At 68.3% G+C, this 19303-nt stretch carries 17 protein-coding genes; 12 read left to right on the forward strand and 5 right to left on the reverse strand.

Features of this window, described 5'->3' with window-relative positions:
- Nucleotides 1–34 precede the first annotated feature (34 nt).
- The 3 genes from CCO03_RS06785 (at nt 35) to CCO03_RS06795 (ending at nt 3122) form a co-directional block, all read left to right on the forward strand.
- Nucleotides 35–523, forward strand: a complete 489-nt coding sequence (locus CCO03_RS06785) for a tripartite tricarboxylate transporter TctB family protein (RefSeq protein WP_087278956.1) — start codon at nt 35–37, stop codon at nt 521–523.
- 18 nt (nt 524–541) lie between these two features.
- Complete coding sequence (locus tag CCO03_RS06790) at nt 542–2056, forward strand: tripartite tricarboxylate transporter permease (protein ID WP_087278959.1); 1515 nt, start codon at nt 542–544, stop codon at nt 2054–2056.
- Nucleotides 2057–2336: 280 nt separating this feature from the next.
- Nucleotides 2337–3122 carry an SDR family oxidoreductase gene (locus CCO03_RS06795; protein ID WP_087278962.1) on the forward strand — a complete coding sequence of 262 codons (786 nt, stop codon included), beginning with the start codon at nt 2337–2339 and terminating at the stop codon, nt 3120–3122.
- A gap of 75 nt (nt 3123–3197) precedes the next feature.
- Here CCO03_RS06795 and CCO03_RS06800 read toward each other — a convergent pair whose 3' ends face one another.
- Nucleotides 3198–4094: a DMT family transporter gene (locus tag CCO03_RS06800; protein WP_087278965.1), complete on the reverse strand. Its 897-nt coding sequence runs from the start codon at nt 4092–4094 to the stop codon at nt 3198–3200.
- A 456-nt stretch (nt 4095–4550) separates the two neighbouring features.
- On the opposite strand from CCO03_RS06800, the gene CCO03_RS06805 reads away from it, so the two are divergent.
- Nucleotides 4551–5732, forward strand: a complete 1182-nt coding sequence (locus CCO03_RS06805) for an acetyl-CoA C-acetyltransferase (protein ID WP_087278968.1) — start codon at nt 4551–4553, stop codon at nt 5730–5732.
- Nucleotides 5733–5856: 124 nt separating this feature from the next.
- Complete coding sequence (locus CCO03_RS06810; RefSeq protein WP_157667542.1) at nt 5857–6648, forward strand: DUF7822 domain-containing protein; 792 nt, start codon at nt 5857–5859, stop codon at nt 6646–6648.
- Nucleotides 6649–6681: 33 nt separating this feature from the next.
- On the opposite strand, the gene hemH is transcribed toward CCO03_RS06810, so the two are convergent.
- Nucleotides 6682–7776 carry a ferrochelatase gene (gene hemH / locus CCO03_RS06815; protein WP_087278974.1) on the reverse strand — a complete coding sequence of 365 codons (1095 nt, stop codon included), beginning with the start codon at nt 7774–7776 and terminating at the stop codon, nt 6682–6684.
- A 40-nt stretch (nt 7777–7816) separates the two neighbouring features.
- Between hemH and CCO03_RS06820 the strand changes: the two genes are divergently transcribed.
- Nucleotides 7817–8527 carry an HAD-IA family hydrolase gene (locus CCO03_RS06820; protein WP_087278977.1) on the forward strand — a complete coding sequence of 237 codons (711 nt, stop codon included), beginning with the start codon at nt 7817–7819 and terminating at the stop codon, nt 8525–8527.
- A 364-nt stretch (nt 8528–8891) separates the two neighbouring features.
- On the opposite strand, the gene CCO03_RS20325 is transcribed toward CCO03_RS06820, so the two are convergent.
- Both CCO03_RS20325 and hpnD read right to left on the reverse strand, forming a co-directional pair.
- The gene (locus CCO03_RS20325) at nt 8892–10673 is read right to left on the reverse strand and encodes a hydroxysqualene dehydroxylase (protein WP_236904058.1); all 1782 of its coding nucleotides are present in this window, start codon (nt 10671–10673) and stop codon (nt 8892–8894) included.
- A gap of 347 nt (nt 10674–11020) precedes the next feature.
- Nucleotides 11021–11863: a presqualene diphosphate synthase HpnD gene (hpnD, locus tag CCO03_RS06830; RefSeq protein WP_087278980.1), complete on the reverse strand. Its 843-nt coding sequence runs from the start codon at nt 11861–11863 to the stop codon at nt 11021–11023.
- A gap of 157 nt (nt 11864–12020) precedes the next feature.
- Here hpnD and CCO03_RS06835 point away from each other — a divergent pair, with 157 nt between their 5' ends.
- The 5 genes from CCO03_RS06835 (at nt 12021) to CCO03_RS06855 (ending at nt 17240) form a co-directional block, all read left to right on the forward strand.
- Nucleotides 12021–12737 (forward strand): toxin-antitoxin system YwqK family antitoxin, encoded by a 717-nt coding sequence (locus tag CCO03_RS06835; RefSeq protein WP_087278983.1) that lies wholly within the window; start codon nt 12021–12023, stop codon nt 12735–12737.
- A gap of 697 nt (nt 12738–13434) precedes the next feature.
- Nucleotides 13435–14658 carry a YncE family protein gene (locus tag CCO03_RS06840; protein ID WP_418236042.1) on the forward strand — a complete coding sequence of 408 codons (1224 nt, stop codon included), beginning with the start codon at nt 13435–13437 and terminating at the stop codon, nt 14656–14658.
- Between the two features lie 237 nt (nt 14659–14895).
- The gene (locus CCO03_RS06845; RefSeq protein WP_087284330.1) at nt 14896–15777 is read left to right on the forward strand and encodes a polysaccharide deacetylase family protein; all 882 of its coding nucleotides are present in this window, start codon (nt 14896–14898) and stop codon (nt 15775–15777) included.
- 83 nt (nt 15778–15860) lie between these two features.
- Nucleotides 15861–16199 (forward strand): hypothetical protein, encoded by a 339-nt coding sequence (locus tag CCO03_RS06850; RefSeq protein ID WP_157667543.1) that lies wholly within the window; start codon nt 15861–15863, stop codon nt 16197–16199.
- A gap of 9 nt (nt 16200–16208) precedes the next feature.
- Entirely contained in the window at nt 16209–17240 is a 1032-nt protein-coding gene (locus tag CCO03_RS06855; RefSeq protein ID WP_087278989.1) for a sterol desaturase family protein, read from the forward strand.
- A 243-nt stretch (nt 17241–17483) separates the two neighbouring features.
- Here CCO03_RS06855 and CCO03_RS06860 read toward each other — a convergent pair whose 3' ends face one another.
- Nucleotides 17484–18455: a LysR family transcriptional regulator gene (locus CCO03_RS06860; protein ID WP_087278991.1), complete on the reverse strand. Its 972-nt coding sequence runs from the start codon at nt 18453–18455 to the stop codon at nt 17484–17486.
- Nucleotides 18456–18578: 123 nt separating this feature from the next.
- On the opposite strand from CCO03_RS06860, the gene CCO03_RS06865 reads away from it, so the two are divergent.
- Entirely contained in the window at nt 18579–19289 is a 711-nt protein-coding gene (locus CCO03_RS06865; protein ID WP_087278994.1) for a pirin family protein, read from the forward strand.
- Nucleotides 19290–19303 lie beyond the last annotated feature (14 nt).

A 19303-nucleotide genomic window follows, 5' to 3' on the forward strand; every position in this document is an offset into this window, starting at 1 on the left:
CGCGCCCGGAAATCACCCATATGAAGGAGATGCAGTGTTCATCAAAAGTGAGAAGGACTTCTGGTCCGGCCTCATGTTCATCGGCATCGGCGGCGCATTCGCCATCGGTGCCCAGAACTACACGATCGGTACCGGTGCCCGCATGGGCCCGGGGTACTTCCCCATGATGGTGGGCATTCTGCTTGCCGTGCTGGGAGCCGCCATCCTGTTCAAGTCCATCACCGTGGCCACGCCCGATGGGGACAAGATCGGCAAGTGGGCCTGGCGCCCGTTGTTCTTCGTCATTGCAGCCAACCTGGCCTTTGGCGCGCTGTTGGTCGGCATCCCTTCCTGGGGCATTCCGCACATGGGCATGGTGGTCGCCATCATCGCCATGACCTACATCGCGGCACTTGGGGGCGATGAGTTCAACTTCAAGGAAGTGACCATCCTGGCCATCATCCTGGCGGTGGGCAGCTACATCGCTTTCGTTTGGGGTCTGAGTCTGCAGTTCCCTGTCTGGCCCAGCTTCGTGGCCGGTTGATCGGGGAGACGACACATCATGGAATTGTTTGACCACTTGGCCATGGGTTTTGGCGTCGCCTTCACGATGCAAAACCTGTTGTACTGCTTCATCGGCTGCTTCCTGGGCACGCTGATCGGCGTGTTGCCCGGCCTCGGCCCGGTGACCACCATCGCCATGCTGCTGCCGGCGACCTATGCGCTGCCGCCGGTGTCGGCCCTCATCATGCTGGCCGGTATTTACTACGGCGCCCAGTATGGTGGCTCGACCACTTCGATCCTGGTGAACCTGCCGGGCGAAGCTGCCTCGGTGGTGACCGTGATCGACGGCTACCAGATGGCGCGCAAGGGCCGTGCAGGTCCGGCCCTCGCGGCGGCTGGCATCGGCTCCTTCATCGCCGGCTGTTTCGGCACCCTGGTGCTGGCGGGTTTCGCCGGTCCGCTGACCGAAGTCGCCTTCAAGTTCGGCCCCGCCGAATACTTCTCGCTGATGGTGCTGGGCTTGATCGGCGCCGTGGTGCTGGCATCGGGCTCGCTGCTCAAGGCCATCTCGATGATTCTGCTGGGCCTGCTGCTGGGTCTGGTGGGTACCGACGTGAACTCGGGCGTGGCCCGTTACTCGTTCGACATCCCCGAAATGACCGACGGCATCGACTTCATCGTGATCGCCATGGGTGTGTTCGGCTACGGCGAAATCATCAAGAACCTGTCGACGCCCAGCGCGGAGCGCGCCGTGTTCACGGCCAAGGTGGAACACCTGTATCCGTCCAAGGAAGACTGGAAGCTGATGACCCCCGCCATCCTGCGTGGCACGCTGCTGGGTGCATCCCTGGGCATCTTGCCCGGTGGTGGTGCACTGCTGTCCTCGTTCGCGTCGTACACGATCGAAAAGAAGACCAAGCTCCGTCCTGGTGAAGTGCCGTTCGGCCAAGGCAACATCCGCGGTGTGGCGGCGCCCGAGTCGGCCAACAACGCCGGTTCGCAAACCTCGTTCATCCCGCTGCTGACGCTGGGCATTCCGCCCAATGCCGTGATGGCGCTGATGGTCGGTGCCATGACCATCCACAACATCCAGCCTGGTCCCCAGGTGATGACGAGCAACCCCGAGCTGTTCTGGGGCCTGATCGCCTCGATGTGGCTGGGCAACGCGATGCTGATCGTGCTGAACCTGCCGCTGATCGGCATCTGGATCAAGCTGCTGTCGGTGCCGTACCGCTGGCTGTTCCCCGCCATCGTGCTGTTCTGCGCCATGGGCGTGTACTCGACGAACAACAACTCGTTCGACATCTGGCTCGTGGCCCTGTTCGGCATCATCGGCTACATCTTCGTCAAGCTCGGTTGCGAACCCGCTCCGCTGCTGCTGGGCCTGATCCTGGGCCCGATGATGGAAGAAAACCTGCGCCGTGCGCTGCTGCTGTCGCGTGGCGACTGGAGCGTGCTGGTGACCCGTCCGCTGTCGGCCACGCTGTTGGGTCTGGCGGTTGCACTGCTCGTCATCGTGCTGTTGCCGGCCGTGAAGAAGAGCCGCGAAGAAGCCTTCGTCGACGAAGACTGATGGGCGTGAGGGCCGGGCTCTTGCCTGGCCTGACACCCGCAGACCCACAACGCCTCGCAGGCTTTCTGCGAGGCGTTTTTTCATGGCCGGCCGCGACGGTGATGCCGCCCATTTGTGGGGTGTATGTGCCAGCTGTCGTTTCATAGCCATCGGGTGCTGTGGGATACTGAGGCATTCAATCGGCGGTGTCCGGTTTCAGTCCGCTGTGCGACTGTGGCTGGCCGGGCATTCGGTATGGTGACGCGCAAAGGCTGCATGGGCGGCCGCAGGAGTGGATGACATGGATTTGGGCATTGCAGGCAAATGGGCGCTGGTGGGTGGCGCCAGCCGGGGTTTGGGCTGGGGTTGCGCCAAGGCGCTGGCCGAAGAAGGGGTGAACGTGGTGATGGTGTCGCGCCGTGAAGACGTGCTGCGCGACGCTGCCGAGACCCTGGCCAAGCAGGTCAAGTCCCAGGTGCTCTGGGTGGCGGCCGACATCACCACGCCCGCGGGGCAGGATGCCGCCTTTGCCCAGCACGGGCAGTTCGACATCGTGGTGAACAACGCCGGCGGCCCGCCGCCGGGCGACTTCCGCGACTGGGAGCGCGAGGACTGGATCAAGGCCCTGGATGCCAACATGCTGGCGCCGATCGCGCTGATCAAGCGCACGGTCGATGGCATGGCCGAGCGGGGCTTTGGCCGCATCGTCAACATCACCTCCAGCTCGGTGAAGCAGCCGGTCGAGATCCTGGGCCTGTCCAACGGCGCGCGTTCTGGCCTGCACGGCTTCGTCGCAGGCGTGGCGCGTCAGCCCAAGCTGGTCAGCCGCGGCGTGACCATCAACAACCTGCTGCCCGGCAAGTTCGACACCGACCGCATCAAGACCACGCTGGGTGCCCGCGCCCAGAAGACCGGCGAGTCGCTGGAGACGCTGCGTGAGGAGCAGGCCAAGCTGGTGCCGGCCAAGCGCTTTGGCACCGCCGAAGAGTTCGGGGCGTTCTGCGCCTTCATGTGCAGCCAGCAAGCTTCGTACCTCACGGGCCAGAACATCTTGCTGGATGGCGGCGCCTACCCGGGCACGTATTGAGTTGCTGATGGGGTATGAGTCAGTTGCCGTTTTTGAATCAACGGCAACTGCTGTATACCCCTGAGAACCACTGCCTCAGCGCCGCGCCGAGAGCGCGATGCCGCACACGATGAAGGCAAAGGCCACCACGTGGTACCAGCGCGGTGGATCGCCCAGCACCAGCGTGGACAGGATGGCCGCGAACACCGGCGTCAGGTTGGTGAAGAAGCTGGCCAGCGTCGGGCCGGCCAGTTCCACGCCCTTGCCCCAGCAGGCGTAGGCCAGCACCGAGGGGCAGACCACCAGGAAGGCCATCGCGGCCAGCACGCCGGTGTTCCAATGCCACTGGCCCTGGCCCGCGGCCCATTCCAGCCCGCTGGCGGCGCCCGACCACATCAGGCCGAACACGATCTGGCCCAGCAGCATGGCGGCCCAGTCGCCGCGGATGGCCTCTGGCTCGCGCCGCTGCACCAGCAACCAGCTGTAGCCGGCCCAGCAGGCGGCCGCCACCAGGATGTAGAGGTCGCCCGGCACCAGCTTGAGCGCCAGCAGCTGCGACCACTGCCCGCGCGAGAGCACGAACAGCACGCCCGTGATGGACAGCGCCGCGCTCGCCAGCTGGCGGCGCGTGATGCGGGCCTGGAAGAACAGGCGGCCGATCAGCATCATCCACAGCGGCATGCTGGACGCCACCAGCGTCACGTTGACAGGGCTGGAGGTGCGCAGGGCCAGGTATTGAAAAGCGTTGTAGCAGCCCACGCCGAGCAGCCCCAGCAGCGAGAAGCGCCGCCAGTGGGTCCACAGGCCGCTGCCGGGTTTCAGCACCCAGCCGGCCAGCGGCAGCAACACCAGGCCGGCCAGCAGCCAGCGCATGAAGTTCAGGCTGATGGGCGAGACCTGGGACGCCAGCATCCGCCCGACCACCGCGTTGCCGGCCCAGAACAGGGGCGGCAAGGTCAGCAGCAGGGCGGTTCGACCAGTGAGAGCGGACATGGGGACGTGGCCGTGGCGGCCTGGCAATCGGCAAGGCGCTCGATTGTGCCAGCCGGGCTGTCTGGGCCAGCGGGGTAGCCGCCGGTCTGGCCGCACTGCGCCCGGTGTGTGGCTTCATGTCGAGCCCGTGCGCCAGTTCAGAGGCGGGCCGATGCGGCACGGTCGGCCCACTGGCGCCCAGCACTTGAGCCGCCATGGCAAACCCGGGCCATCCTGGCCGGCGGTGCGGACGCTCAGAAGCCGCTGCATTGCCCCGGGACGGCCGCCGGGGGCGTTACCTGCACGGTTGTCCCGTCGGGGGCGCGGGCCTGGTGCGGCGCACCGGGGGCCGAGTGCTTTAGGTGTCAGACACGGCTGACGGCTTCTGGCAAGCTGCCAGCTGCATTCGCGGCGATGGTCAAGCGCCGCGGACACCTTCCCAGAACGCTTTTTCACCGAGACAACAGGAGTCACATCATGGCAGCAGAAGCCTACATCGTCGCCGCAACGCGCACAGCCGGTGGCCGTCGCAACGGGCGCGTCAGCGGCTGGCACCCCGCCGACATGTCGGGTCTGGTCATCAACGAGCTGCTCAAGCGCGTCGACGCCGATCCGGCGCTGATCGAAGACGTGATCTGGGGCTGCGTGGGCCAGGCTGGCCAGCAGGCCGTCAACATCGCCCGCAACTCGGTGCTGTCGTCCAACCTGCCGCTGACCGTGCCCGGCACCTCGATCGACCGCCAGTGCGGTTCGTCGCAGCAGGCCTTGCACTTCGCCGCGCAGGCGGTCATGTCGGGCACCATGGACATCGTGATCGCCGGTGGCGTCGAGTCCATGTCGCGTGTGCCCATGGGGTTGGCCTCCATCCTGCCGGCTAAGGAAGGCCTGGGCACCTACACGAGCGAAGCCATGGGCGAGCGCTTTGGCAACGTGAAGTTCAGCCAGTTCACGGGCGCCGAAATGATTGCCAAGAAGCATGGCTTCAGCAAGGACGAGATGGACGCCTTCGCGCTCATCAGCCACAAGCGTGCCAAGGCCGCCACCGAGTCGGGCAAGTTCACCAAGGAAATCCTGCCCATCGACGTGCGCATGGCCGACGGCACCCGCACCGGTGAGCAGCACACGGTCGATGAAGGCATCCGCATGGACGCCACCATCGAGTCCATCGCCGGCGTCAAGCTCATCAGCGAAGACGGTCGCCTGACGGCTGCGACCTCGAGCCAGATCTGCGATGGCGCCTCGGGCGTCATGGTGGTCAACGAGCAAGGCCTGAAGACCCTGGGCGTGAAGCCGCTGGCCCGCATCCACCACATGTCGGTGCTGGGCGATGACCCCGTCATCATGCTGGAAGCGCCCATCCCCGCCACGCAACGCGCGCTGAAGAAAGCCGGTCTGTCGCTGAATGACATCGACCTGTACGAAGTCAACGAAGCCTTCGCCTCGGTGCCCATGGCCTGGGCCAAGGTGCTGGGCGCCGATCCGCAGCGCTTGAACGTCAACGGCGGCGCCATTGCGCTGGGTCACCCGCTGGGTGGCTCGGGCACCAAGCTGATGACCACGCTGGTCCACGCCCTGCACGAGTATGGCAAGCGCTATGGCTTGCAAACCATGTGCGAAGGCGGCGGCATGGCCAACGTCACCATCGTCGAGCGCCTGTAAGGGTCTGATCGATTGATGGGGTATGGAGCCATTTCTGTTGTGTCAAGAACGGAAATGGCGGTATACCCCATTTACACATTGATTGATGCCGGCCCATGTGCCGGTATTTTTGTTTGCACCTGAGATGGCCAACCGTTCCTACGTCTACAGCCTCAGCAATCGGCCCACGGCCTACGAAGACCGGCCCGAGACGATTTCTGGTCTGTCCGAGTGGCCCTACGACGTGCCCTTCATGGTTCGACTGTTGATGTCGGGCGATCCGCAACTGTGTGCCTCGTTGATATCGGACGGCTTCGATGACGAAGGGCCTGGGCGCAAGACGAAGCTGTACGCCATCAGCAGCCGTTTCGAGTCGGGATTCGAGCGCGTGAAGCGATTCGCCACGATCGCCCGGGTGGCCGCCAGCTTGCCGGACGATGCGGTGAACCTGCCGCAGGGACGCCCCCTCATGGACCGTCTGAAGCGGGTGTTCTCCGCCAGGCAGCCCGCAACAGTGCCGCCCGCTGCCTCGACGGCGTGGTTCCTGGCCGGGCTCGACGAAACGCTTGAATTCCTGGAAGCGCACCGCGATGCCTTCCTGCTGCTGGAGACCGTCGAGCTGGACTGCATGACCGAAGGGGATGAGGCCGCACTGCGTGCCTGTGTCGAGCGGGAGGTGTCCCGATGTCTGCGGGCGGGCGCAGCCCTGGATGCGCTGCCCCTCGACGTGACGCAAGCCGCCAGCATTCTGAAGCGGGCCACCCGTCACAAAGGTGAGCTGCCGCTCGACGCCTTCTTCGGCTTGCGGCTCGATGACGACTGCGACAACACCCGCGACGGTGCCACCCAGGTACCGCTGGGGTTGTTCTGGGACGAGGTGCTGTACTTCCAGCTTCGAAATCGCGCCGAGTTCAAGGCGCGGGAGCAGAACGCCTGAGGGTGCTCCCGCTGCCTGCCAGGTCGGGCCGTGTCAGCGCAGCGGCGCCGATGCCGTGTGGGGCGCCACCTGCGGCAACCGGGTCTCGGCGGCGCAGCCCCGGGTCGACCAGCCACCCAGGTGGTCTTCGACGATGCCGACCAGCGCGGCCATCCAAGCGCGGCTGTCGTTCAGGCAGGGGATCTGGTGGAACTCCTGGCCACCGGCGGCCAGGAAGGCGTCGCGGCATTCCAGTCCGATTTCCTCCAGCGTTTCCAGGCAGTCGCTGACGAACCCGGGGCACACCACGTCCACGCGGCGTGCGCCCTGGCGGGCCAGCGATTCGATGGTGGGCTGGGTGTAGGGCTCCAGCCACTTCGCGCGGCCAAAGCGCGACTGGTAGGTGAGCTTGAACTGGTTGGGTTTGAGGGCCAGCCGCTCGGCCAGCAGCGCGGCCGTGGCCTCGCACTCGCGCGCATAGGGGTCGCCGCGCTGCACGTTGCGCTCGGGAATGCCGTGGAAGCTCATCACCAGCTGGTCGGGCTGGCCGTGCTGCTGCCAGTGCTCCATGACCCGGCGTGCCAGTGCCCGGATGTAGCCGGGGTCGGCGAAGAAGCGGTTGGCAAAGCGCAGCTCGGGGATGTCGCGCTGCTCAGCCGTCCAGGCATTCACGGCATCGATCACACTGGCCGTCGTGGTGGCCGAATACTGGGGGTAGAGCGACACCACCAGGATGTGCTCGCAGCGGTCCTGCTCGCGCAGCGCGGTCAGCTGATCGGCGATGGAGGGCTTGCCATAGCGCATGGCGTGGCGCACGCGCACGCGGTCGTGACCGCGCTCGCCCAGCCAGCCGCGCAGCAGCAGCGCCTGTTTTTCGGTCCACACCTGCAGGGGCGAGCCTTCGGGCAGCCAGACCTTGCCGTACTTCTCGGCCGATTGCCGGGGGCGGCGCGGCAGGATCACGCCATGCAGGATGGGTTTCCAGAGTGCGGCCGGGATTTCCACCACGCGCGGGTCGCTGAGGAACTCGGCCAGGTAGCGGCGGACGGCCGACGGGGTCGGGGCGTCTGGTGTGCCGAGGTTGCACAGCAGCACGCCGATCACAGGCGACTTGACGGGGTCGAATTCGGGAACATCGCGCGTGGGCATGCGGTATTGTCCTGCAAGTTCCCCGTCATTCGCATAGACCATGACCCGATTGTCTTTCGATACCCGGTCCATTCGTGCAATCAGCCTCGATCTGGACGACACCCTGTGGCCGGTCGTGCCCACCATCGTGCGCGCCGAGGAGCAGCTCCGGCGCTGGCTTGCGCTGCACGCGCCCGCCACGGCCACGCTGGCCGGTCAGGGCAGCGCGTCCAAGGCCGCTCGCGAGGCGGTGCTGGCCCGGTACCCCGACAAGTTGCACGACTTCAGCCACCTGCGCCGCGAGAGCATCCGCCACCTGTTGACCCTGGCCGGCGACGACCCGGCGCTGGCCGAGCCGGCGTTCGACGAGTTCTTCGCCTGGCGTCAAAAGGTGGACCTGTACCCCGATGCCTTGCCTGCGTTGCAATTGCTCGCGGCCAAATACCCCATCGTGGCCTTGACGAATGGCAACGCCGACGTGGCCCGTGTGGGCCTGTCGCCATACTTCGCGGGCGCCATCAGCGCGCGGCAGTTCGGCATGGCCAAGCCGGCGCCCGCCATCTACGCCGCCGTGGCCGAGCATGTGGGTGTGCCCATGGAGGCCGTGCTGCACGTGGGCGATGACCCCGAACTGGACGTGGCCGGCGCCCTGGCCGCGGGCCAGCAGGCCGCCTGGGTCAACCGCGAAGCCCGGGACTGGCCGATGCAGCTCGCCACGCCCACGCTGCAGGTGCGCGACATGACCGAGCTGGCGCGCCTGCTGCTGGCGTGAAGCGCGTCGCGCGCCGCAGCGGGCGGACCGGCTGCGGGGCATGGCCGTGGGAAGGCGTCCATGAACCAGCGCGTGGTGCGAACGGGATGGCGCTGGTGAGGCGGATGAGCGGCAGTGCGCAGCTTGCGTGCGAGGCGGGTGGCGACGCGCTGTTGCAGCCGATGGGGCTGTTGAGGGATGTTGGCCCTGTATGCTGCCCTGGTCGTTGTTCAAAGAACGGCCAGTCCGCCATAGCCATACCCTGTATCGCCCATGCGGTGGTTGCGGCCGTGGGCATCACCCGCACCCAGGCCGCGCGACCTGGCGCAGGCCGAGGCTGAGTCCGAGTCGAGTCTGAACCGGGTCCATGCAGAAACCGGTCGTCTCAGCTGCGCGCCAGGGGCGCGGGCAGGCCATTCAGCGCGCCGACGGCCGCCTGCGCGGTGCGCACGGCGCCTTCCAGCGTGGCGGGATAGGGGCCCGCCACGTGGTCGCCACAGGCCAGCAGACCGGGTGCGATGTGCAGCGCAGGGCGGACCAGGCCCGGCGTGCAGCAGAAGGTGGCGCGCTTGTCGGTCAGCACGTGCTGCACGGCCACGCGCAAGCCCAGCTCGGCCTGGGCCTGGGCCGCGACGGCCTGGGCCAGCGTGACGCGGTCGAGCCGGCTGGCGCTGACCACGAACGCCAGGGCCTGCGTGCGTGTCCAGGGGGCGGCAGCTGCAGCCAAGGTGCGTGCCAGGCCGGCGTTCGGCTCGACGTCGGTGGCGTGGCGCTGTGTTGCCGGGTCAGGCGGTGCGTGATCGGCGGTGGGTGCGGCATGCAGCTGGTCGCGCTCGAACACGAATTGCGCGGGGTGCTGGGCGGTGTTGCGCAGGGCCAGCATGGGGTGTGCCAGGTGGTATGGGCCGCCGTGCGATGTCAATTCATCGGCAACCCGGGCATACACCGTGCTGATGGCCTCGTAGCGCAAAGCCTCGGCGGTTTCGCACCAGCGCTGCAGCCGGGTCTGCAAGGCGGTTGCAGCGGCGCGGGCCAGGGTGCTGGTGCGCGTGTCGCGCAGCAGGCGCGCGGCGGGCGCGGCGTTGGTGGCGAGCAGCACCTGGTCGAACGGTGGGCAGGGCGCGCTGGTGTGAACCCGCCAGCGCAGCGCAGGTTCGGCGCCAGGGTGTGGGGCAGCGGGCGCATGGGATGGACGCATGCTGGCGGCTCCGGCTCCGGCTCCGGCTCCGGCTCCGGCTCCGGCTCCGGCTTCGGCCTCAGCATCAGCATCAGCATCAGCATCAGCACGCGATCCAGATTCAGTACCAGTACCAGTACCTGCTGATCCTGGGTTCCCGGGTCCCGCCGTGGCATCCAGCGCTTCCAGCGCCTGCACGGCCTGACCCAGGCGCAGGTCGGCGCCGCGTTCGCTCAGCCAGCGGGTGGCTTGCTCGCACCACAGTTCACCCAGGGGCTGCCGCGGCAGCATGAGGTTGGACGGGGCCACGCCGTGCTGTCGCGGCCCCATCAGGCTGTCGTGCAGCACCCGCAGGAACACCTGTCCGCTGGCGTCCGGCGCCAGGGTGTTCAGCGCCGACACGCAGAGCGGCTCGATGAATTCGGCCATGAGGCGCGGCGTCAGGCCCTGGCACAGCCGCGCCACGCTCCAGTCGGGCGGGCAGGTAAAGCCCATGGCCTGCCAACGGCGCGAGGCGCGCAGCAGGCTGAGCCGGTCGGCCCAGCGCCAGCCCCGGGCCGTGGCGATGCCCCAGGCGGCGTCCAGACCGGGCAGGCGCGCCAGCGGGCCGTGCCGCCAGTCGGGCAGGGCCAGGCCGGTGCCGTCGGCAAAGCGCAAGGTCAAGGGCAGGCGAAGAAAGGCGGCGCCGGGGTCGGCGCCCACCTCGCGCATGAGGTCGAAGGTGGCGCTGTAGGCGCCGATGAGGATGTGCTGGCCGTTGTCCAGCGCCAGCGGCCGGGTGTGGCCGTCGGCATCGGGCCAGGGCAGGGTGACGGTGCGGGCGCGTCCGCCCCAGTGGTGCGCGGCCTCGAACACGGTGACGTGGTGGCCGGCCTGGGTGGCGCGCACGGCCGCCGCCAAACCGGACCAGCCGCCGCCCACGATGGCGAGGCGCTGCGGGGTGATGGGTGCGGCGAGGCTGTGTGAATCAGGTGTTGGGGCAGTATGCATGAATCGCCGTCAATGAAAAAACGGGGATGGATGGATACTGCTGCTGATGTGCGTGCGGCGCATCGTCAGGCCGCCGTTGCGCCGGTCGGCGCGTCGCGCATCGAAGGACCGCTGCTGCGCGGCGAGCCGCGCATGTCGGCAGCTGGCCTGCCCGTGGCGGCCCCCTGGATGGGCACGCGGCGTCACGTCCCGACCCCCAGCTTCGGCACGCCATGGTGCAGGGGGTGCCGCCCGGCCGTTGTCGGGCCTGGGGCCGTGCGGCTGTCTGCGGTCATCCGACGTGTCTGGCCGATCCCGTCCGCCAGCCTGCACCGGCGTGCGTGCCGCGTTCACGCCCGGGCTGCCGCTCAAAACCGCCCCAGCGCTTGCATCTTCCAGACCAGCCACAGCTTGCGCATCGGGCTCAGGCTGATGCGCTGGTGCAGCACCTGGAAGTTGTCGGACTCGATCTCGCGCAGCAGGCTGCGGTAGATGCTGGCCATCATCAGGCCGGGCTTCTGGGCCAGGCGGTCGGCCTCGGGCAGCAGCGCCAGGGCCTCGTCGTACAGGCGGTGGGCCCGTTCGGCCTGAAAGCGCATCAAGGCCGTGAAGCGGTCGGAGTACACGCGGTTGGTGATCTCGTGCGCCTTGACGTCGAACTGCTGCAGCTCGCTCACGGGCAGGTAGATGCGGCCGCGCAGCGCGTCCTCGCCCACGTCGCGGATGATGTTGGTGTGCTGGAACGCCTGGCCCATGCGGTGGGCGTACTCGGTGGTGCGGGGATCGGTCTGGCCAAAGATGCGCGCGGCCACCTCGCCCACCACGCCGGCCACCAGGTGGCAGTAGCGTTGCAGACCGGCGTGGTCCAGGTAGCGCGTCTGCGTGAGGTCCATCTCGCAGCCCTCGATCACGGCCAGCAGGTGGTCGGGGCGGATGTCGAAGGCGGGGGCATGCGGCATCAGCGCCTGCATCACGGGGTGGCTGGGCTGGCCGCTGAAGGCCTTGCCGACCTCGGAGCGCCACCAGGCCAGCTTGGTCGCGGCCACGCCCGGATCGCTGACCTCGTCCACCACGTCGTCGACTTCGCGGCAGAACACGTAGAAGGCGGTGATGGCGGCGCGGCGGTCGGCCGGCAGGAACCGAAAGCCATGGTAGAAGCTGCTGCCCGACTTCGCGGCCTTGTCCTGAACGTAGCTTTCCGGTGTGGTCATAGGGCGCGGATTGTCCCATGGGGGCGATGGGGTTTTGACATCGGCTGAGCAGAGCCGGGTCATGCAGTGGCCGCCGACCTGTGGCCGAGCCGCGCTCGTTAACATGGCGCCTTGTCCGGCAAACGCACAGGCGCGCCGCCTGCGCTCGCGAAGACCCATGCCTTTTTCCCCGTCGTTCCGATGCCTGGCCGGGCTGCTGCTCCTGGCCAGCCTGACCGCCTGCACCACCCCTGAACCCGCGCCCGGCCGCCTGCCGGCCAGCCGCGCCCAGCCCACACCCACCGCACCCGTCGACGTCGCACAGACCCGGCCGGCCACGAACGTGCCCGCCGCCACGCGCGACGCCCAGGGCCGCCGCATCGTCGCCCATTTCGCTGCCCCGGCCGGCGAGGGCCCACGCACGACCCAGGTCGACGCGGCGGGCACCTACCGTGTGCAGCTGGAGCAACTGCCGCGCGGCGCCGGCTGGCGGGTGCAGGACTTCTTCGAGGTCTCGGGCCGGCCGTTCTCCGACCCCTTCGTGGTGCAGGACGAGGCCGACTTCACGCGCCAGCCCCCGCAATCCGTTGACGGCTGGCTGCGCCAATACCACCACGGCGGTGGCCGGCGGCTGGTCCAGCTGTTTCGCAATGGCCAGCCCGAGGGCACGGCCAGCACCTTCTACCCCGGCAACAAGCGCAAGTCGGTGGTGATCTTCCGCGGTGGCCAGCCCGAAGGCGTGGGCACCTTCTGGCATGCGGGAGGCGAGCTCGCGCTCAAGGTGACCTTCCGCAACGGTCGGCCCGCCGACTACCGCGGCTGGAACGAGGCGGGCGAGACGCTGGACGCGCTCGCGGCCCAGGCGCTGTACGAGCAGCTGCGCCGGAACGAGTGACCCTGCGGTCCTCGGCCTGGGTCTGAGGATCGCCGTGATTGGCCGACTGGCCGATCTGTGCCCGCCGCGGCACACCTCGCGGCCCTGCTCGGCGTCGGTCATGCGGACCCCGGCCGAAACCGTTGCGGTTCAGGCGCAAGGGCGCCATCGCGATGCGCATGAGTTTGCCCAGGGCGCGCTCGGTGGCTGTCTGTCGCCGGGCCCATCCCCGTGCGTGCATCCCCTGAGCCTGCCTGGCCGCACCCCGATCAGGGCCTGGCGGGCGCTTGCATGCCGACGCGCGTGCCGACGCGCATGCCCCCTCTGCGTGGATCGGGGTTGCTCAGGATTTTGGCAGTATGCAGTGGTTGCCGATGAGCATGAAACGACCTTGGCCGGATACTGCTTCAACATTGCCCATCGGTGATGTGAAAAACCAACGCTTGTGCCCGTTGCGGGTGCGTCGTGCACCGGTTTTGATCAGACCGCGCGCGCAAAGCCTTGCCGCGCCCTACACTGCGGTGCCTCATTTTGGCGGCCAGGCCGTGTTCACGGGTGTGCACGGGCGGCGGCCCGTCCTGCGCAGCGGGATGGCAAGGGTTGCCGGGCCGGGCCGGGTGTTCCACGCGACGCCCTCGCACCTTGCCGGCCAACGCCAGGTGGGCCGCGGCCCTCGTGAAGCAGGGCCGCGCGGGAGTTCTTTTCAGCGGAGTGCGCGGTGGCAATTGGCAAATGGGTGGGTGTGGGCCTGGCTTGTGTGGTGGGCGTGGCGGGCTATGCCGTGTGGCGGCAACAGGCGGTGCCCTCGGTCGGTGTCGAGCGGCCGGCGTCGCCCGGTGCTGGGCAACGGGCTGGCGCAGCGGTGTCAGGCGAACAGGGCGTGGCGCACGCGGCACCGGGCGCTGCAGGCGCGCGTGAGGCGGGCTCGGCATCGCCTGCAGCCGGCGTCCACGCCAGTGCGAGCGCAAGCGTCGGTGCACGTGCCACGGTGCAGCCCGGCCCGGCGGCGCAGCGGGCGCCGCTGCCGGCCAACACGCCGGTGTTCGTGCTCAACTCGCTGAGCGGCAACGTCAGCGTCATCGACCCCACGACCTGGACCGAGGTGCAGCGCATCCAGACCGGCAAGGAGCCGCACCACCTGTACCTGACGCCCGACGAGCAGTCGGTCATCGTGGCGAACGCGGGCGGCGATTCGCTGACCTTCATCGACCCGCGCACGGCCCAGGTGCAGCGCACGCTGACCGGCATCCTCGACCCCTATCACCTGCGTTTTTCGCCGGACATGAAGTGGTTCGTGACGGCGGCCAACCGCCTCAACCACGTGGACCTGTACCGCTGGGACGGCCAGACGCCGACCCTGGTCAAGCGCATTGCCACGGGCAAGACGCCCAGCCACCTGTGGATCGATTCGGGCAGCCGCTGGGTGTGGTCCAGCATGCAGGACAGCAACGAGCTGGTGGTGATCGACCTGGCGACGCAGACGCTGACGCACCGCGTGCCCACCGGCGCGCTGCCGGCGGACGTGTACGTGACGCCCGACGACACAACCCTGCTGCTGGGCCTGACCGGCGGCAGCGGTGTCGAGGTCTATGACGTGGCCGGCGGCAAGGCGCCCAAGCTGATCGGCACCATCGCCACCGGCCGCGGCGCGCACGCCTTCCGCTCGGCAGGCGATGGCCGCCATGTCTACGTGAGCAACCGCGTGGACAACACCATCAGCAAGATCGACACGCAGACGCTGAAGGCCGTGGCCACGTTCGCGGCGCCGTCCGGTCCCGACTGCATGGACGTGCTGGCCGATGGCAAGACCATCGTCGTGGGCTCACGCTGGGCGGGCAAGCTGACGGTGATCGATGCACAGACGCGGAAAATCGTCACCCAGGTGCCCGTGGGCAAGTCGCCGCACGGGGTGTGGACGCTGAACCACGTCACCCGGCAGTGAGTGGCGCGGCCGGGCGATGCGGCGAGGGGCAGCGTTGCCGGGGCCTCGACCGGGGCCGGTGGGCGGATTCGGCTTCTCGGAGGGCGCGCCGAGAGCGTTCGTCCGAAGGCTTGCCGGTGAATCCGCCGCATCGGGCGGGGCGGGCTGTGCGGCCGTTCAGGTTCAGGCGCGCATGTCGTGCGGTGTCAAACGTGAGAAGGGTATGGGGTCATGGTCGATGAAAAAATGGACGCGGTGATGGCATACCCTGCCTGTCAAGGCGGGCAGGCCGGGTTCACGCCGGCGGTGCGGTGGCGCTCGGCGGGCCTGCGCCTGGCGGCCGGCCTGGTGGTCGCGGGCGCTGCCTCGGCCCAGCCTGCCACGCCGTCGGCTGCCCGGGCCGAACCCCAGCCGCCTTGCGACAAGCCGGTCTACCTGACCTTTGACACCGGTCACATGGGCGTGGCCAAGCTGGTGGCCGACCTGCTGCACAAGTACCAGATCCGCGCCACCTTCTTCGCCGCCAACGAGAAGACGCTGGCGGGCGAGGGCAGCCTGAGCCCGGCCTGGCAGGCCTGGTGGGCCACCCTGGCCAAGGGCGGGCACGAGTTCGCCTCGCACACCCTGAACCACACCTACTGGGTGAAAGACCTGCCGGGCGACCGGCCGGTGCGTTTCGTGGTGCGGCCCTCGCAAGGCCCGTTCGCCAACCGCAGCTTCACCTGGGACGAGAAGCAGTATTGCGAGGAAATCACGGCTGCGCGTGACCGCCTCAAGGCCTACACCGGCAAGGAACCGCTGGCGCTGTACCGCGCGCCGGGCGGCAAGACCTCGCCCCGCCTGCTGGCTGCCGCCGAGCGTTGCGGCTACAAGCACGTGGGCTGGTCGCCCGCGGGTTTTCTCGGCGACGAGCTGCCCAGCGACCGATACCCCAACGACAAGCTGCTGGCCAAGGCCCTCAAAAACATCCAGCCCGGCGACATCCTGCTGGCGCACCTGGGCATCTGGTCGCGCCAAGACCCCTGGGCGCCCGCCGTGCTCGAGCCGCTCATCGTCGACCTGCGCGCCAAGGGCTTTTGCTTTGCCACGCTGCGCGAGCACCCCGACCTGCGGCCCTGGCTGCGCGGCAAAGGGCAGTGAACGTGGTGACGGCCTTCTCGTTTCGGGTGCTGCTGGTCGCATCCTGTGTCCTGGGGGTGCTGAGTGGCTGCCTGGATTTCTTCATGCCCGAGCTCGTTCCCGCGGCCTTGCATGCGGATCGCGTGGCGATTGAAGCAAGCCGCGCGGACAGCTACACGCTGCCGATGGGCGCCGTGGCCTTGCTCGCTCTGGGCGGCGTGCTCATCGCGATCTACGGCCTCTACACCTTCAGGCGTTGGGCCCCGTGGCTCAACCTGGCAATGACCGGCGTGGGCTTGGTCTTGACGGTGGCCGTGGGTCCCGGTGTGCAGTCGGGTTGGGCCCTGGCGCTGCTCATGCTCTCGTCCTACCTGTGGGGGGCGTTGGTGCTGGCGTCCTTTGGCGGCGTGTACCGCGCTCAGTTTCAAGGTCAGAAGCATTGAGGCCAAGCCATGCAAGACCTGTTTGCCCAGCTGCAAGGCTGGCTGTTTGAAACCCTGGTGCAGCCCCTGGCCTTTGCCGTGGGCGCGGGCAACCTGCTCGAGGACGGCTACGTGGCCACGGCCTGGCTGCTGTATGGCGTGCTGCAGATCGCGGTGCTGGTGGCGGTCATCGGACCGCTGCAGCGGCGCTGGCCGGTCGAGCCCGTGCAGGACCGCGCGGCCATCCGCGTGGACGTGATCTACACGCTGCTGCACCGGCTGGGCTTGTTCAAGCTGGCGATGTTCTTCACCTTTGAAAACTGGGTGGAGCAGGGCCTGGGCCTGCTGCGGGCGCAAGGCCTGCCGACGCTGCACATCGACCAGCTGTGGCCCGGCGTCAGCGACCAGCCGCTGGTGAGCTTTGCCATTTACCTGGTGGTGTTCGATGCCGTGGCCTGGGCCATGCACTGGGCGCAGCACCGCTGGGACTGGTGGTGGCGGCTGCATGCCGTGCACCACTCGCAGCGCCAGATGACCATGTGGAGCGACAACCGCAACCACCTGGTCGACTCGGTCCTCACCGACCTCATCGTGGCCGTGCTGGCGCTGTTGATCGGCGTGGCGCCCTCGCAATTCATCGCGCTGGTGGCGGTGTCGCAGCTGCTGGAAAGCCTGCAGCACGCCAACCTGCGCTGGCGGTTTGGCGCCGTGGGCGAGCGGCTCTTGATCAGCCCCAGCTTCCACCGCCGCCACCACGCCATCTGGCTGGGGCACAGCCCGCAGCAGGCGGCCCATCAGCTGCCGGCAGACACGCATGGTGAGGGGCTGTATCAACCCATTGCCGTTGATGTGAAAACGGAAAACAAGGCATACCCCTATGGGGCGAACTTTGGTGTGCTGTTTCCCTGGTGGGACATGCTGGCGCGCACGGCCGATTTCACGCCCGGCTTCGGCCCCACCGGCATCGATGACCAGGTCACCCTGGGGCGCGACTATGGGCGCGGCTTCTGGGCGCAGCAGTGGCTGGGGCTGCTGCGCCTGTTCAAGGTGAAGGGCGTGTGACCGACGCGGCCCGTGCTTGATCGGCCTGGCGGGGCCTGAGCCGCGGCCTGGTCACGCGTGGCAATCTGGCCGGATGCACCGGATCTGACGGCTGCCGCGACACGGTGTCGCGGCAGGGCAGGCGGATCAGCGGACGGGCAAGCGGGCGTGGCGCAAGGTGCGGAGACCGGCGAAGGCCTGCGCCCAGCCACGGGCCGCTGCGCCGCAGGGTGGCTCGCGTTGAGGCGCTCGGGTCCGAGGTCTTCAAGCGTCACCGTTGTCCGGCGGCAGACCGTCCAGCTCCATTTGCGGCACGCTGGGCAGCGGTTGCGCCCAGGGCTGTTTGACGAAGCTGTCGGCCAGGTAGCGGATCAGGGCCTGCACGCGCGCCGGGCGGCCCCGGCCGGGCGGCGTGACGATGTGCAGCGAAATCGGCGGCGGCTCCCATTCGGGCAGCACCGCCACCAGCTCGCCCGTCTGCAGGTGCTGCCAGGCCAGGAAGGCCGGTTGCAGGGCCACGCCCAGGCCGGCCAGCAGGGCCGGGGTCAGCGCCTCGGCGTTGTTGACGCGCAGCGGGGTCTGCATGACCTGGACGAACTCGCCCTGTGTGGCGTGGCGAAAGCGCCAGCTCGCACCGCTGCGCGCGTAGGCGTAGCTCAGCGCATGGAGTTGCGCCAGGTCGCTGGGGTGTCGGGGCGTGCCGTGGCGCGCGAAGTAGGCCGGCGAGCCCACGATCTGGATGGGCACGTGGCAGAGCTGGCGCGCCAGCAGGCTGGAGTCCTCGAGCCGGGCGATGCGCAGCACCACGTCGAAGCCCTCGGCCACCACGTCCACCTGCGCGTCGTCGAAATGCAGGTCCAGCTGCACCTCGGGGTGCGCCCGCATGAAGGCCGGCAGCAGCGGCGCGACGTGGGCCACGCCGAAGGACATGGGCGCCGCCACGCGCACCAGGCCGCGCAGGCTGGCCGATTGCTCGGTCACCTCGGCCTCCAGGGCCAGGCCTTCGTCGAGGATGTGGGTGGCGCGCGCCAGCGCGGCGCGCCCGCCCTCGGTCAGCGTCATGCGGCGCGAGGTGCGGTGGAACAGGCTGGCTTTCATGCGCGCCTCGAGCCGGTTGATGGCCTTGGACACCGTGGCCTGGGAGACGCCGAACTCGGCGGCCGTGCGCGCGAACGAGCCGGTTTCGGCCACCTTGGCAAAGGTGGCCCAGGCTTCGAGGTCGGGCATGTTCTTCATGGGGACGCAGGGCTTGATTGGATCAAAAATGGAAAGAATGAGATTCCATCTTGGCTATTTTCAAGATGATCGGCCGATCCTACAGTACGTCCATCGCAACACATTTTTGAGAGGACGCACACCATGATCGAGATTCGCAGCTTTGACTCCCTGGGTGGCGCCAACCACGGTTGGCTCGACGCCAAGCACCATTTTTCGTTCGCCGACTACCACGACCCCAAGCGCGTGCACTGGGGCAATGTGCGGGTGTGGAACGACGACACCATCGCTCCGGGCACGGGCTTCCCGCCCCACCCGCACGCCGACATGGAAATCATCACCTACGTGCGTCAAGGCGCCATCACGCACCAGGACAGCCTGGGCAACAAGGGCCGCACCGAAGCCGGTGATGTGCAGGTGATGAGCGCCGGCACGGGCATCCGCCACTCGGAATACAACCTCGAGTCGACGGCCACGCAGATCTTCCAGATCTGGATCCTGCCGAACCGGCGCGGCGAGCAGCCGTCCTGGGGCGCCAAGCCCTTTCCCAAGGGCGACCGCTCGGGCAAGTTCGTGACCCTGGCCAGCGGCATGGCGGGCGACGAGGACGCCTTGCCCATCCGCACCGATGCCCGGGTGTTGGGCGCCACGCTGAAGGCCGGCGAATCGGTGGTCTACCGCTTCGACGATGCCCGCCGCGTGGGCTACCTGGTGCCGGCCACCGGCGCGCTGGAGATCAACGGCGTGGCCTTGAACGCCCGTGACGGCGCGGCCATCCAGGGCGAAACCGAAATTCGCCTGACGGCCACGCAAGACACCGAGCTGGTCCTGGTCGACTCGGCCGACCTGCAGTGACGCGCCACCGGTGG

The sequence above is a fragment of the Comamonas serinivorans genome, from assembly GCF_002158865.1.
Taxonomy (GTDB): Bacteria; Pseudomonadota; Gammaproteobacteria; order Burkholderiales; family Burkholderiaceae_C; genus Comamonas_E; species Comamonas_E serinivorans.